This is a genomic window from Bacillus sp. FSL L8-0358, from assembly GCF_038593095.1.
Taxonomy (GTDB): Bacteria; Bacillota; Bacilli; order Bacillales; family Bacillaceae; genus Bacillus; species Bacillus subtilis.
Map to the genome: position 1 here is coordinate 101,358 of NZ_CP151962.1, position 14,643 is coordinate 116,000.

The following is a 14,643-nucleotide window of genomic DNA, read 5'->3' on the forward strand; positions in this document are numbered from 1 at the left end:
GGGTGAAAAGATTGATTTGTCAAGAGTGCCACGAGAGACCAGCCACTTTTCACTTTACAAAGGTTGTTAACGGAGAAAAAATAGAAGTTCATATTTGTGAACAATGTGCCAAAGAAAATAGTGATTCATATGGTATAAGTGCAAATCAGGGTTTCTCTATTCATAATTTACTTTCGGGTTTACTGAACATGGATTCTTCATTTCAAAATGCAGGAACTCAAATGTTCAGTCACTCGGAGCAAATATCTGCTTGTCCGAAATGCGGAATGACTTTTCAGCAATTCAGAAAAATTGGCCGTTTTGGATGTTCTGAATGTTACAAAACATTTCATAGCAACATTACACCAATCCTACGTAAAGTGCACAGCGGAAACACTGTGCATGCAGGTAAGATACCGAAACGAATAGGCGGCAATCTTCATGTCAGACGGCAGATTGATATGCTAAAAAAGGAATTAGAATCCTTAATCCATCAAGAAGAATTTGAAAATGCAGCTCATGTAAGAGATCAAATTCGTTCATTAGAACAATCACTCAAAAGTACAGATAGTGAGGAGGAACAGGAGTAATGTCGCTAAAGCATTTTATTCAGGACGCACTAAGCAGTTGGATGAAGCAGAAAGGACCTGAAAGTGACATTGTACTCAGCAGCCGCATACGTTTAGCAAGGAACTTTGAGCATATTCGGTTCCCTACGCGGTATTCCAATGAAGAAGCCTCATCCATCATACAGCAATTTGAAGATCAGTTTTCAGAGCAAGAAATTCCCGGAATCGGCAAATTTGTTTTGATTAGAATGAATGATGCGCAGCCTTTAGAGAAGCGTGTACTTGTTGAAAAACATCTAATCAGCCCGAATCTGACAGAGTCTCCTTTTGGCGGCTGTTTGCTTTCTGAAAATGAGGAAGTAAGCGTCATGCTAAATGAAGAGGACCATATTAGAATTCAGTGTCTTTTCCCTGGATTTCAGCTTTTAGAAGCAATGAAAGCCGCAAACCAGGTCGACGACTGGATTGAAGAAAAAGTTGATTATGCATTCAATGAGCAAAGAGGATACTTAACCAGCTGTCCTACAAACGTAGGTACAGGTTTAAGGGCTTCGGTCATGATGCATCTGCCGGCATTGGTTTTAACTAGGCAAATAAATCGAATTATACCGGCAATTAATCAATTAGGCTTAGTTGTTAGAGGAATTTATGGGGAAGGCAGCGAAGCAGTAGGGAATATCTTTCAAATTTCAAATCAGATCACGCTTGGTAAGTCAGAGCAGGATATTGTAGAGGATCTTAACAGTGTTGCTGCTCAGTTGATTGAACAAGAACGATCTGCCCGAGAAGCGATTTATCAAACTTCTAAAATCGAACTCGAGGATCGGGTATATCGGTCTTATGGGGTCTTGTCTAATTGCCGGATGATAGAATCGAAAGAAACTGCAAAGTGCCTTTCAGATGTTCGGTTAGGCATAGACCTAGGCATTATAAAAGGACTTTCAAGCAACATACTTAACGAACTTATGATTTTGACGCAGCCAGGGTTTTTACAGCAATACTCGGGAGGCGCTTTGCGTCCGAACGAAAGGGACATTCGAAGAGCGGCTCTCATCAGAGAACGGCTTCACTTAGAAATGAATGGGAAAAGACAGGAGGATGAATCGATATGATGTTTGGAAGATTTACAGAACGAGCTCAAAAAGTACTGGCGCTAGCACAGGAAGAAGCACTTCGGTTAGGTCATAATAACATTGGCACTGAGCATATTTTATTAGGACTGGTAAGAGAAGGAGAGGGCATTGCTGCTAAAGCTCTTCAAGCGCTTGGACTCGGTTCAGATAAAATTCAGAAAGAAGTAGAAAGTTTGATCGGGCGCGGGCAGGAAATGTCTCAAACGATTCATTATACTCCTAGAGCTAAAAAAGTCATTGAGCTTTCAATGGATGAAGCAAGAAAACTCGGTCATTCTTATGTTGGAACAGAACATATTCTTCTTGGTCTGATTCGTGAAGGAGAAGGTGTTGCTGCGAGAGTTCTGAATAATCTCGGTGTCAGCTTAAATAAAGCAAGACAGCAGGTGCTCCAGCTTCTAGGAAGTAATGAAACAGGATCATCAGCGGCAGGAACAAACAGCAATGCGAATACGCCTACGCTTGACAGCTTGGCAAGAGACTTAACTGCTATTGCGAAGGAAGACAGTCTTGACCCTGTAATCGGCAGAAGCAAGGAGATCCAGCGTGTCATTGAAGTGTTAAGCCGCAGAACGAAAAACAACCCTGTTCTCATAGGGGAACCAGGTGTAGGTAAAACGGCTATCGCAGAAGGTTTGGCACAGCAAATTATCAATAATGAAGTACCCGAAATTTTGCGTGATAAACGTGTGATGACATTAGACATGGGAACAGTTGTTGCCGGCACAAAATACCGTGGAGAATTTGAGGATCGCCTGAAGAAGGTCATGGATGAAATTCGCCAGGCAGGAAATATCATTCTATTCATCGATGAGCTCCATACACTAATCGGGGCAGGCGGAGCAGAAGGTGCTATTGATGCATCTAATATTTTAAAACCATCACTTGCTCGCGGCGAACTCCAATGTATTGGTGCAACGACTCTTGATGAGTACCGTAAATATATTGAAAAAGATGCAGCACTGGAACGCCGTTTTCAGCCGATTCAGGTTGATCAGCCATCTGTAGATGAAAGTATTCAAATTTTACAAGGTCTGCGTGACAGATACGAAGCCCACCACCGCGTTTCTATCACTGATGATGCCATTGAAGCTGCGGTTAAGCTTTCTGACAGATATATTTCTGACCGCTTCCTTCCGGATAAAGCAATTGACTTGATCGATGAAGCAGGTTCAAAGGTGAGACTGCGCTCATTTACAACGCCTCCTAACTTAAAAGAGCTTGAGCAGAAGCTTGATGAGGTTCGTAAAGAGAAGGATGCGGCAGTGCAAAGCCAAGAGTTTGAAAAAGCTGCTTCCTTGCGTGATACTGAACAACGCCTGCGCGAGCAAGTAGAGGATACGAAGAAATCATGGAAAGAGAAGCAAGGGCAGGAAAACTCAGAGGTTACTGTGGATGATATTGCGATGGTTGTATCCAGCTGGACCGGTGTGCCTGTATCTAAAATCGCCCAAACTGAAACTGATAAGCTTCTCAATATGGAAAACATTCTTCATTCCCGCGTCATCGGCCAGGATGAGGCAGTTGTAGCTGTTGCAAAAGCCGTCAGACGTGCGAGAGCAGGGTTGAAAGATCCTAAACGCCCAATCGGCTCATTCATTTTCTTAGGCCCTACAGGTGTAGGTAAAACAGAGCTTGCACGAGCACTCGCTGAATCCATTTTTGGCGATGAAGAATCCATGATCAGAATTGATATGTCTGAATACATGGAAAAACACTCAACTTCAAGACTTGTTGGTTCACCTCCGGGATATGTGGGATATGATGAAGGCGGTCAATTGACAGAGAAAGTCAGAAGAAAACCTTACTCTGTCGTGCTTCTTGATGAGATCGAGAAAGCGCACCCTGATGTCTTCAATATCCTTCTGCAAGTTCTTGAAGACGGACGATTGACTGATTCTAAAGGACGCACAGTCGATTTCCGCAATACCATTCTGATCATGACATCAAACGTCGGAGCAAGTGAGCTGAAACGCAATAAATATGTCGGCTTTAACGTTCAGGATGAAACTCAAAATCATAAAGACATGAAAGATAAAGTGATGGGTGAATTGAAACGAGCGTTCAGACCTGAGTTCATCAACCGTATTGATGAAATCATTGTCTTCCATTCACTTGAGAAAAAACATCTTACTGAAATTGTGTCATTAATGTCTGATCAATTAACGAAACGCCTGAAAGAACAAGATCTTTCTATCGAATTGACAGATGCTGCAAAAGCGAAAGTCGCGGAAGAGGGCGTTGACCTGGAATACGGTGCCCGTCCGTTAAGAAGAGCGATCCAAAAACATGTCGAGGATCGTTTATCTGAAGAACTCCTCAGAGGAAATATTCATAAAGGACAGCATATTGTTCTTGATGTAGAAGATGGCGAATTTGTCGTAAAAACGACTGCTAAAACGAATTAATATAGAAGACGGAAATGAGGCATACAGCATGTAAGTGTATGCCTCACTTTCATATCAAGAAATAGAACAAGGGAGAGGTCTTACACTATATATGGCTAAAACAAAATCGAAATTCATCTGCCAATCCTGCGGCTACGAGTCTCCAAAATGGATGGGGAAATGTCCGGGCTGCGGTGCTTGGAATACAATGGTGGAAGAAATGATTAAAAAAGCACCGGCCAATCGGAGAGCGGCTTTTTCTCATTCTGTTCAAACTGTACAGAAACCTTCACCTATTACATCAATCGAAACATCAGAAGAACCCCGCGTCAAAACACAGCTTGGCGAGTTTAACAGAGTACTCGGCGGAGGTGTCGTTAAAGGCTCCCTCGTTTTAATCGGCGGTGATCCTGGTATCGGAAAGTCAACGCTATTACTGCAGGTTTCCGCTCAATTATCAGGCTCATCAAACAGTGTGCTGTATATTTCGGGAGAAGAATCTGTAAAGCAAACGAAGCTGCGAGCAGACCGGCTCGGCATTAATAATCCGTCACTGCATGTTTTATCTGAAACCGATATGGAGTATATTTCGTCTGCTATACAAGAGATGAATCCAGCGTTTGTCGTTGTTGACTCTATTCAGACGGTTTACCAAAGCGATATTACATCGGCTCCAGGCAGTGTGTCACAAGTCAGAGAATGTACCGCTGAGCTGATGAAAATTGCAAAAACAAAAGGTATTCCGATTTTTATCGTAGGGCACGTGACGAAAGAAGGGTCTATTGCAGGTCCGAGACTGTTGGAGCATATGGTTGACACTGTTTTATATTTTGAGGGAGAACGCCACCATACTTTCCGTATTTTGCGGGCTGTAAAAAACCGTTTCGGATCTACAAACGAAATGGGCATTTTTGAAATGCGGGAAGAGGGGCTCACTGAGGTTTTGAATCCTTCAGAAATTTTCTTAGAAGAACGCTCTGCTGGTTCCGCAGGCTCGAGTATCACTGCCTCTATGGAGGGCACTAGACCGATTCTTGTTGAAATTCAGGCGCTTATCTCGCCAACAAGCTTTGGCAACCCAAGGCGTATGGCAACGGGAATAGACCATAACAGGGTTTCTCTGTTAATGGCTGTGTTAGAAAAAAGAGTAGGGCTGCTGCTGCAAAATCAGGATGCTTATTTGAAAGTGGCTGGCGGCGTTAAGCTTGATGAACCGGCAATTGATCTTGCCATTGTGATTAGTATCGCATCAAGCTTTAGAGACACACCTCCAAATCCTGCAGATTGTTTTATTGGAGAAGTGGGATTAACCGGAGAAGTCCGGCGGGTTTCAAGAATTGAACAGCGTGTGAAAGAAGCGGCAAAGCTTGGTTTTAAACGCATGATCATACCCGCGGCAAATCTGGATGGATGGACAAAACCAAAAGGGATTGAGGTTATCGGAGTAGCAAATGTTGCAGAAGCGCTTCGTACTTCATTAGGAGGATAATAGATGGAAAAAGAGAAAAAAGGGGCGAAACACGAGTTAGACCTGTCATCTATATTGCAGTTTGTTGCTCCAGGTACACCGCTCAGAGCGGGGATGGAAAACGTCTTGAGAGCAAATACAGGCGGTCTGATTGTTGTTGGATATAATGATAAAGTAAAAGAAGTGGTGGACGGCGGCTTTCACATAAACACGGCTTTTTCTCCGGCGCATTTATATGAGCTGGCTAAAATGGATGGAGCGATCATTTTAAGTGATTCGGGTCAAAAAATCCTCTACGCGAATACTCAGCTGATGCCGGATGCCACAATTTCTTCATCAGAAACAGGAATGCGGCACAGAACTGCCGAAAGAGTAGCTAAGCAAACTGGCTGTCTTGTGATCGCAATTTCTGAAAGAAGAAATGTCATAACGTTATATCAGGAAAACATGAAGTATACACTAAAAGACATAGGATTTATTTTAACCAAGGCGAACCAAGCCATTCAAACACTTGAAAAATATAAGACAATCCTCGATAAAACGATTAATGCACTGAACGCGTTAGAGTTTGAGGAACTTGTTACCTTCAGTGATGTCTTGTCTGTCATGCATCGTTATGAAATGGTACTGAGAATCAAAAACGAAATTAATATGTATATCAAAGAGCTGGGGACAGAAGGACATCTGATCAAACTGCAAGTCATTGAATTGATTACGGATATGGAAGAAGAGGCCGCTTTATTTATTAAGGACTATGTAAAAGAAAAGATTAAAGATCCGTTTGTTCTCTTGAAGGAGCTGCAGGATATGTCCAGTTATGATCTGCTGGATGATTCCATTGTGTATAAGCTTCTCGGTTACCCTGCTTCTACTAATCTTGATGATTATGTATTGCCGAGAGGATACAGGCTGTTAAATAAGATACCGCGTCTTCCGATGCCGATTGTTGAAAATGTTGTAGAAGCATTTGGAGTCCTGCCAAGGATTATTGAGGCGAGTGCAGAAGAATTAGATGAAGTAGAGGGAATCGGTGAAGTACGAGCCCAAAAAATCAAAAAAGGATTAAAACGCCTGCAAGAGAAGCATTATTTAGACAGACAACTGTGATTTCGGTTAAAACCTTATGAATACGGGTATATTAATGTTGGTTTTTGTTTATTCTGATATTCGTAGGATGCATAAGACTTTGTGAAATTAAAATGTTAAAAAAGGAGGTGGGGGTATGTTAAAACGAATAGTTCAGGCGTTCTTCATTATTTTTGGCGGCGTTGTTGGTATATTTTTGATACCTGAATTGTTTGTACTGTTAAATATACAGGACATACCTTTAATAACAAACGCATATACGTCTGCGGCAATAGGAGCAATTATCTTTTTTCTCATCAGTATATGGGGTACAGAATACGTTGTGAACTGGGTGAAGTGGATAGAGGATTCATTGTTAAAAGCGCCGGTTCCAGATTTGTTATTTGGAAGTCTTGGCTTAGTTTTTGGACTTATAATTGCTTATCTTATCGTAAATGTTATTCCTTTAGACAATATACCTTACCGCATATTCAGCACAATAATTCCTGTATTTTTGGCTTTCTTCCTCGGTTATCTCGGCTTCCAGGTGGGCTTTAAGAAAAAGGATGAATTGATCAGCCTGTTTTCCATTTCCGCCAGAATGCAAAAGAAAAAAGGAACAGCTGATGAAGAACATGAGGTTCAAGACAAGAAGCTGAAAATTTTGGACACTAGTGTTATTATTGATGGGAGAATAGCAGATATTTGTCAGACTGGTTTTTTAGAGGGAGTTATCGTGATTCCGCAGTTTGTTCTTGAGGAATTGCAGCATATTGCAGACTCTTCAGATGTTTTAAAACGAAACAGAGGACGCCGCGGTCTTGATATCCTGAACCGCATTCAGAAAGAATTAGACATTGAAGTTGAAATTTACGAAGGCGACTTTGAAGATATTCAGGAGGTTGACAGCAAGCTCGTCAAACTTGCTAAGCTGACATCCGGGGTCGTCGTGACGAATGATTTTAATTTAAATAAAGTGTGCGAGCTTCAGAAGGTAGCAGTATTAAACATTAATGACCTTGCCAATGCGGTCAAGCCTGTTGTGCTTCCTGGCGAGGAAATGAATGTTCAGGTCATTAAGGACGGGAAAGAGCATAATCAGGGAGTTGCCTACTTGGATGACGGTACGATGATTGTCGTTGAAGAAGGACGGAATTATATCGGCAAGCATATTGATGTACTCGTCACAAGTGTGCTGCAGACAGCAGCGGGACGAATGATTTTTGCGAAGCCTAAGCTGTTGGAGAAGGCGCTGTAAAGGGAGAAGAAACAATGAGTTATGATGTGGTGATTCCTGCAGCCGGACAGGGAAAGCGGATGAAGGCAGGGAGAAATAAACTGTTCATTGAGCTGAAAGGAGACCCGGTGATCATACACACGTTAAGAGTGTTTGACAGCCACCGGCAGTGCGATAAAATCATTTTGGTGATTAACGAGCAGGAGCGGGAGCACTTTCAGCAATTGCTGTCCGATTACCCGTTTCAAACTTCGATTGAGCTTGTTGCAGGCGGAGAAGAGCGTCAGCACAGTGTGTATAAGGGGCTGAAAGCCGTAAAGCAGGAAAAGATTGTCCTTGTACATGACGGTGCCCGCCCATTTATAAAACATGAACAAATTGACGAACTGATCGCAGAGGCGGAACAGACAGGAGCGGCCATCCTTGCTGTTCCGGTAAAAGATACGATTAAACGCGTTCAAGATTTACAAGTCAGTGAGACGATTGAACGTTCAAGCTTGTGGGCTGTCCAAACGCCACAAGCTTTTCGTCTTTCTTTATTGATGAAGGCTCACGCTGAGGCCGAGCGCAAGGGATTTTTAGGGACGGATGACGCCAGCCTCGTTGAACAGATGGAGGGCGGTTCGGTCCGTGTTGTAGAAGGCAGCTATACAAATATTAAGCTGACGACGCCAGACGATTTGACGTCAGCTGAAGCTATCATGGAATCAGAAAGTGGGAATAAACATGTTTAGAATTGGACAAGGATTTGATGTGCATCAATTAGTGGAGGGCCGTCCTCTCATTATTGGCGGAATTGAAATCCCGTACGAAAAAGGGCTGCTTGGCCATTCTGATGCAGACGTATTGCTGCATACCGTCGCTGACGCCTGCCTGGGAGCTGTGGGTGAAGGAGACATCGGCAAGCATTTTCCTGACACAGATCCCGAGTTCAAGGACGCAGATTCTTTCAAATTACTTCAGCATGTCTGGGGAATCGTGAAACAGAAGGGGTATGTCCTTGGGAACATTGATTGCACCATCATAGCGCAAAAGCCGAAGATGCTGCCGTACATAGAAGATATGAGAAAAAGAATTGCTGAAGGCCTTGAGGCAGATGTTTCTCAAGTAAATGTAAAAGCAACAACGACAGAAAAGCTTGGATTTACAGGCCGGGCGGAAGGAATAGCGGCTCAGGCGACAGTACTGATACAAAAAGGCTAACTTGTTTTGATGCCGGGTCTATTTGGTGGTAGAATAGATTCATACATTTTTGCCTGAGGCCATACATGACATGAAAGGAAGTATTTGAAAATGGGAAACGAAGTACGCGTCCGTTATGCACCGAGTCCAACCGGACATTTGCATATTGGAAATGCCAGAACGGCGCTTTTTAATTATTTATTTGCCCGCAATCAAGGCGGTAAGTTTATCATTCGAGTTGAGGATACTGATAAAAAGCGCAATATTGAGGGCGGAGAACAAAGCCAGCTGAATTATCTGAAGTGGCTAGGTATTGACTGGGATGAGAGTGTGGATGTCGGAGGAGAGTACGGCCCATACCGTCAGTCAGAGCGTAACGATATCTATAAAGTGTACTATGAAGAGCTTCTTGAAAAAGGGCTTGCTTATAAATGTTACTGTACGGAAGAAGAGCTTGAAAAAGAGCGTGAAGAACAGATTGCCCGCGGAGAAATGCCTCGTTATTCCGGAAAACACAGAGACCTGACTCAGGAAGAACAGGAGAAATTTATCGCTGAAGGCAGAAAACCGAGTATTCGTTTCCGAGTGCCGGAAGGGAAAATCATCGCCTTCAATGATATCGTAAAAGGTGAAATTTCTTTTGAATCAGATGGCATCGGCGACTTTGTTATTGTGAAAAAGGACGGAACGCCGACTTACAACTTCGCGGTAGCGATTGATGACTACTTAATGAAAATGACACACGTGCTGCGTGGTGAGGATCATATTTCTAACACACCGAAACAGATTATGATTTATCAAGCATTCGGATGGGATATTCCTCAGTTCGGACACATGACGCTGATCGTAAACGAAAGCCGTAAAAAGCTCAGCAAACGTGATGAATCCATTATTCAATTCATCGAGCAGTACAAAGAGCTTGGCTACCTGCCAGAAGCACTGTTCAACTTTATCGGCCTGTTAGGCTGGTCACCTGTTGGAGAAGAAGAGCTTTTCACAAAAGAACAGTTTATTGAAATTTTTGATGTAAATCGTTTATCTAAATCACCAGCTTTGTTTGATATGCATAAGCTAAAATGGGTTAACAACCAATATGTGAAGAAGCTGGATCTTGATCAGGTTGTTGAATTGACGCTTCCGCATTTGCAAAAAGCCGGCAAAGTTGGCACTGAGCTTTCTGCTGAAGAACAAGAATGGGTTCGTAAACTGATTTCCCTGTATCATGAGCAATTAAGCTACGGTGCGGAAATTGTTGAGCTGACTGATTTGTTCTTTACGGATGAGATCGAGTATAATCAAGAAGCGAAAGCTGTTCTGGAAGAAGAACAGGTTCCTGAAGTGCTCAGCACATTCGCAGCGAAGCTTGAAGAGCTTGAGGAGTTCACTCCGGATAACATCAAAGCATCGATCAAAGCAGTGCAGAAAGAAACTGGCCATAAAGGAAAAAAACTGTTTATGCCGATTCGTGTTGCTGTAACAGGGCAAACTCACGGTCCGGAACTGCCGCAATCAATTGAATTGATCGGTAAAGAGACTGCAATTCAGCGTTTGAAAAATATCTAAATAAATGATTGTTGACAGGGAAGAGTATAAAGCTTTAGGCCATTACAGAAAGGATCTCCATTGGCTGAGAGAGATCCATGAGCCGGGTTTTAGAAGTGCGCCCTTAAGACCTTTGAAGAACGTTTTTTGAAATCAGTATTCAAAGGCGGCCGCCGCCGTTACAGGCTGAAGTTGGGAGAGCAGAAGTCTGCTTTTCAAACAGAGTGGAACCGCGCGGTTAAAGCGTCTCTGTCATGTTTACATGCAGAGACGCTTTTTTTATTGGGTAGAGGAAATTAGATAGAGAAACGGGGGGAAGCATGTGTTTTTTAGAATGCTCAAAGAAGACATTGATACTGTGTTCGATCAAGATCCCGCAGCAAGAAGCTATTTTGAAGTGATTTTAACTTATTCCGGTTTACATGCTATATGGGCGCATCGGATTGCACATGCTTTATATAAACGAAAATTTTATTTCCTTGCACGCCTTATATCTCAAGTAAGCCGATTTTTTACCGGGATAGAAATCCACCCCGGCGCTACAATCGGGAGAAGATTTTTCATAGACCACGGCATGGGGGTTGTCATTGGGGAGACATGTGAAATCGGCAATAACGTAACCGTTTTTCAGGGGGTTACCCTCGGGGGAACGGGGAAAGAAAAGGGAAAAAGGCACCCAACGATTAAAGATGACGCATTGATAGCCACAGGTGCTAAAGTGCTCGGTTCTATTACGGTCGGTGAAGGCTCAAAGATTGGCGCTGGTTCAGTAGTGCTGCATGATGTTCCTGATTTTTCAACAGTTGTCGGTATCCCTGGGCGGGTCGTTGTACAAAATGGCAAGAAAGTAAGACGCGATTTAAACCATCAGGATTTGCCCGATCCAGTTGCTGACCGCTTTAAGTCTTTGGAACAGCAGATTTTAGAGCTGAAGGCAGAACTTGAAGACAGAAAAGAAAGGATCAATCAAAAATGACAATCACACTTTATAATACATTGACTAGACAGAAGGAAACATTCGTTCCTCTTGAAGAGGGAAAAGTGAAAATGTATGTATGCGGACCCACGGTTTACAATTACATTCATATCGGGAACGCGCGTCCGGCAATCGTTTACGATACGGTTCGAAACTATTTAGAGTATAAAGGCTATGATGTGCAGTATGTCTCTAACTTCACAGACGTAGACGATAAATTAATTAAAGCGGCAAATGAACTCGGTGAGGATGTACCCACCATTTCAGAGCGTTTTATTAAAGCATACTTTGAAGACGTAGGTGCGCTAGGCTGCCGAAAAGCCGACCTTCATCCGCGAGTAATGGAGAACATGGACGCCATTATCGAATTCGTAGATCAGCTCGTGAAAAAGGGCTACGCATATGAATCAGAAGGTGACGTATATTTCAAAACCAGAGCATTTGAAGGGTACGGAAAGCTTTCTCAGCAATCAATCGATGAACTTAGATCAGGTGCACGCATCCGAGTCGGCGAGAAAAAAGAAGATGCTCTTGATTTCGCATTGTGGAAAGCGGCAAAAGAAGGAGAAATCTCTTGGGATAGCCCTTGGGGGAAAGGACGTCCGGGCTGGCACATTGAATGCTCAGCAATGGTGAAAAAGTATCTCGGTGACCAGATTGATATTCATGCGGGCGGACAGGATTTAACATTCCCTCACCATGAAAACGAAATCGCGCAATCTGAGGCGCTGACAGGCAAAACGTTTGCGAAGTACTGGCTTCATAATGGTTATATCAATATTGATAATGAAAAAATGTCAAAATCACTAGGCAACTTTGTGCTTGTCCATGACATCATTAAACAGCATGATCCGCAGCTTTTGAGATTCTTTATGCTATCTGTTCATTATCGCCATCCGATTAACTATTCAGAAGAGCTTCTGGAGAATACGAAAAGCGCGTTCAACCGTTTAAAAACAGCGTACAGCAATCTTCAGCACCGTCTGAACAGCAGTACGAATTTAACCGAAGATGACGATCAATGGATTGAAAAAGTTGAAGAACACCGCAAAGCATTCGAAGAAGCGATGGACGATGATTTTAATACGGCGAATGCCATTTCAGTCTTGTTTGACTTAGCGAAACACGCCAATTATTATCTTCAGAAAGATCATACGGCTGATCATGTGATTACGGCGTTTATTGAGATGTTTGACCGCATTGTTTCTGTCCTCGGTTTTTCGTTGGGAGAGCAGGAACTTCTCGATCAAGAGATTGAAGACTTAATCGAAAAGCGAAATGAAGCGCGCCGGAATCGCGATTTTGCATTGTCAGACCAGATCCGCGACCAGCTGAAAAGCATGAATATCATTCTTGAAGATACGGCTCAAGGCACTCGCTGGAAACGGGGAGAATAACAGATGCTTGAATTTGATACGATAAAAGATTCTAAGCAGCTTAACGGTCTTGCGCTTGCTTATATAGGTGATGCCATTTTTGAAGTGTATGTCAGGCATCACCTGCTTAAGCAGGGCTTTACCAAACCAAATGATCTTCATAAGAAATCAAGCCGGATTGTTTCAGCAAAGTCACAGGCTGAGATCCTATTTTTTCTGCAGAATCAATCATTTTTTACAGAAGAAGAGGAAGCGGTGCTGAAAAGAGGCAGAAATGCCAAATCAGGGACAATACCTAAAAATACAGATGTTCAGACGTACCGCTACAGTACAGCATTTGAAGCGCTTCTGGGCTACCTTTTTCTAGAGAAAAAAGAGGAACGACTTAGTCAGCTCGTAGCCGAAGCTATACAATTCGGGACGTCAGGGAGGAAAACAAATGAGTCAGCAACATGATTACGTCATAGGGAAAAATGCAGTGATCGAGACGTTAAAATCTGATCGGAAGCTGTATAAGCTGTGGATGGCGGAAAACACCGTAAAGGGACAAGCACAGCAAGTGATTGAGCTTGCCAAAAAGCAGGGAATCACGATTCAATACGTCCCGAGAAAAAAACTCGATCAAATGGTGACAGGACAGCATCAGGGCGTAGTGGCACAGGTTGCAGCGTATGAATATGCAGAACTGGACGATTTATATAAAGCAGCTGAAGAAAAAAATGAACAGCCTTTCTTCCTCATTCTGGACGAGCTTGAAGACCCTCATAATCTGGGTTCCATTATGAGGACAGCAGATGCGGTCGGCGCTCATGGCATCGTTATTCCAAAACGGAGAGCTGTCGGGCTGACAACAACAGTGGCAAAAGCTTCAACAGGAGCAATTGAGCACATTCCTGTAGCAAGAGTCACCAATTTGGCACGGACGTTAGAAGAGATGAAAGAGCGGGGAATCTGGGTTGTCGGAACGGATGCGTCCGCGCGTGAGGATTACCGCAATATGGACGGCAATATGCCTTTGGCTCTAGTCATCGGAAGTGAAGGAAAAGGGATGGGCCGCCTTGTGAAGGAAAAGTGCGATTTTCTCATTAAACTCCCGATGGCCGGAAAGGTAACTTCACTAAATGCATCTGTCGCGGCTGGTCTTTTGATGTATGAAGTCTACCGGAAACGAAACCCTCTGGGAGAATAAAGACCCATGGATATCCTGTTAGTAGACGGGTACAACATGATTGGAGCCTGGCCGCAGCTGAAGGATTTAAAAGCGAACAGTTTTGAAGAGGCGAGAGACGTACTGATTCAGAAAATGGCGGAATATCAATCGTATACAGGAAACAGGGTTATTGTTGTTTTTGACGCGCATCTCGTAAAAGGGCTTGAGAAAAAACAGACCAACCATCGAGTTGAAGTAATTTTTACAAAAGAAAATGAGACGGCTGATGAGCGGATAGAAAAGCTCGCTCAGGCTTTGAATAATGTTGCGACTCAAATTCACGTTGCGACCTCTGACTATACTGAGCAGTGGGCGATTTTCGGACAGGGGGCATTGCGGAAATCGGCCCGGGAGCTTTTGAGAGAGGTAGAAACGATTGAAAGGCGAATAGAGAGACGGGTAAGAAAAATCACTTCCGAAAAGCCGGCGGGTAAAATTGCTTTATCGGAAGAGGTTTTGAAAACGTTTGAAAAGTGGAGGCGGGGAGACTTAGATTAAGTTGACGCTTTTTTGCCCAAT

14 protein-coding genes and 1 other annotated feature are annotated in these 14,643 nt (G+C 43.2%); all 14 genes read left to right on the top strand.

What is annotated here, in order from left to right:
• Positions 1–11: 11 nt before the first annotated feature.
• The 14 genes from mcsA (at position 12) to rae1 (ending at position 14,622) form a co-directional block, all read left to right on the top strand.
• Positions 12–569 carry a protein-arginine kinase activator protein McsA gene (gene mcsA / locus NYE49_RS00565; RefSeq protein WP_015252993.1) on the top strand — a complete coding sequence of 186 codons (558 nt, stop codon included), beginning with the start codon at positions 12–14 and terminating at the stop codon, positions 567–569.
• Complete coding sequence (locus tag NYE49_RS00570) at positions 569–1,660, top strand: protein arginine kinase (protein ID WP_003235007.1); 1,092 nt, start codon at positions 569–571, stop codon at positions 1,658–1,660. The genes mcsA and NYE49_RS00570 overlap by 1 nt, the downstream gene beginning before the upstream one ends.
• Positions 1,657–4,089: an ATP-dependent protease ATP-binding subunit ClpC gene (gene clpC, locus NYE49_RS00575; protein WP_014475592.1), complete on the top strand. Its 2,433-nt coding sequence runs from the start codon at positions 1,657–1,659 to the stop codon at positions 4,087–4,089. Before NYE49_RS00570 ends, clpC begins: the two co-directional genes overlap by 4 nt.
• 91 nt (positions 4,090–4,180) lie before the next feature.
• On the top strand, positions 4,181–5,557 hold the full coding sequence (radA, locus tag NYE49_RS00580; protein ID WP_014475593.1) for a DNA repair protein RadA: 1,377 nt from the start codon (positions 4,181–4,183) through the stop codon (positions 5,555–5,557).
• Between the two features lie 3 nt (positions 5,558–5,560).
• A complete protein-coding gene (gene disA / locus NYE49_RS00585; RefSeq protein ID WP_003225736.1) occupies positions 5,561–6,643 on the top strand; it encodes a DNA integrity scanning diadenylate cyclase DisA in 1,083 nt (360 codons plus the stop codon).
• A 115-nt stretch (positions 6,644–6,758) separates the two neighbouring features.
• The gene (locus NYE49_RS00590) at positions 6,759–7,859 is read left to right on the top strand and encodes a PIN/TRAM domain-containing protein (RefSeq protein WP_003235014.1); all 1,101 of its coding nucleotides are present in this window, start codon (positions 6,759–6,761) and stop codon (positions 7,857–7,859) included.
• 14 nt (positions 7,860–7,873) lie between these two features.
• Complete coding sequence (ispD, locus tag NYE49_RS00595) at positions 7,874–8,572, top strand: 2-C-methyl-D-erythritol 4-phosphate cytidylyltransferase (protein WP_015252991.1); 699 nt, start codon at positions 7,874–7,876, stop codon at positions 8,570–8,572.
• Positions 8,565–9,041: a 2-C-methyl-D-erythritol 2,4-cyclodiphosphate synthase gene (gene ispF / locus NYE49_RS00600; protein WP_003225745.1), complete on the top strand. Its 477-nt coding sequence runs from the start codon at positions 8,565–8,567 to the stop codon at positions 9,039–9,041. The genes ispD and ispF overlap by 8 nt, the downstream gene beginning before the upstream one ends.
• A 90-nt stretch (positions 9,042–9,131) precedes the next feature.
• Positions 9,132–10,583: a glutamate--tRNA ligase gene (gene gltX, locus NYE49_RS00605; protein ID WP_014478617.1), complete on the top strand. Its 1,452-nt coding sequence runs from the start codon at positions 9,132–9,134 to the stop codon at positions 10,581–10,583.
• A 2-nt stretch (positions 10,584–10,585) separates the two neighbouring features.
• Positions 10,586–10,816: a binding site (T-box leader), on the top strand.
• Between the two features lie 68 nt (positions 10,817–10,884).
• Positions 10,885–11,538 (top strand): serine O-acetyltransferase, encoded by a 654-nt coding sequence (cysE, locus tag NYE49_RS00610; RefSeq protein ID WP_003225749.1) that lies wholly within the window; start codon positions 10,885–10,887, stop codon positions 11,536–11,538.
• Entirely contained in the window at positions 11,535–12,935 is a 1,401-nt protein-coding gene (cysS, locus tag NYE49_RS00615) for a cysteine--tRNA ligase (protein WP_015482703.1), read from the top strand. Before cysE ends, cysS begins: the two co-directional genes overlap by 4 nt.
• A gap of 3 nt (positions 12,936–12,938) precedes the next feature.
• A complete protein-coding gene (locus NYE49_RS00620) occupies positions 12,939–13,370 on the top strand; it encodes a mini-ribonuclease 3 (protein WP_014475597.1) in 432 nt (143 codons plus the stop codon).
• Positions 13,354–14,103 carry a 23S rRNA (guanosine(2251)-2'-O)-methyltransferase RlmB gene (rlmB, locus tag NYE49_RS00625; protein ID WP_014475598.1) on the top strand — a complete coding sequence of 250 codons (750 nt, stop codon included), beginning with the start codon at positions 13,354–13,356 and terminating at the stop codon, positions 14,101–14,103. The genes NYE49_RS00620 and rlmB overlap by 17 nt, the downstream gene beginning before the upstream one ends.
• A 6-nt stretch (positions 14,104–14,109) precedes the next feature.
• Positions 14,110–14,622, top strand: a complete 513-nt coding sequence (rae1, locus tag NYE49_RS00630) for a ribosome-dependent mRNA decay endonuclease Rae1/YacP (RefSeq protein WP_047181978.1) — start codon at positions 14,110–14,112, stop codon at positions 14,620–14,622.
• The last annotated feature ends 21 nt before the right edge of the window (positions 14,623–14,643 follow it).

Bases quoted from the DNA above. Each gene is read 5' to 3' on its own strand.
- NYE49_RS00570 (WP_003235007.1), top strand. From the start codon at position 569: ATGTCGCTAAAGCATTTTATTCAGGACGCACTAAGCAGTTGGATGAAG.
- clpC (WP_014475592.1), top strand. From the start codon at position 1,657: ATGATGTTTGGAAGATTTACAGAACGAGCTCAAAAAGTACTGGCGCTA.
- radA (WP_014475593.1), top strand. From the start codon at position 4,181: ATGGCTAAAACAAAATCGAAATTCATCTGCCAATCCTGCGGCTACGAG.
- disA (WP_003225736.1), top strand. From the start codon at position 5,561: ATGGAAAAAGAGAAAAAAGGGGCGAAACACGAGTTAGACCTGTCATCT.
- NYE49_RS00590 (WP_003235014.1), top strand. From the start codon at position 6,759: ATGTTAAAACGAATAGTTCAGGCGTTCTTCATTATTTTTGGCGGCGTT.
- ispD (WP_015252991.1), top strand. From the start codon at position 7,874: ATGAGTTATGATGTGGTGATTCCTGCAGCCGGACAGGGAAAGCGGATG.
- ispF (WP_003225745.1), top strand. From the start codon at position 8,565: ATGTTTAGAATTGGACAAGGATTTGATGTGCATCAATTAGTGGAGGGC.
- gltX (WP_014478617.1), top strand. From the start codon at position 9,132: ATGGGAAACGAAGTACGCGTCCGTTATGCACCGAGTCCAACCGGACAT.
- cysS (WP_015482703.1), top strand. From the start codon at position 11,535: ATGACAATCACACTTTATAATACATTGACTAGACAGAAGGAAACATTC.
- NYE49_RS00620 (WP_014475597.1), top strand. From the start codon at position 12,939: ATGCTTGAATTTGATACGATAAAAGATTCTAAGCAGCTTAACGGTCTT.
- rlmB (WP_014475598.1), top strand. From the start codon at position 13,354: ATGAGTCAGCAACATGATTACGTCATAGGGAAAAATGCAGTGATCGAG.
- rae1 (WP_047181978.1), top strand. From the start codon at position 14,110: ATGGATATCCTGTTAGTAGACGGGTACAACATGATTGGAGCCTGGCCG.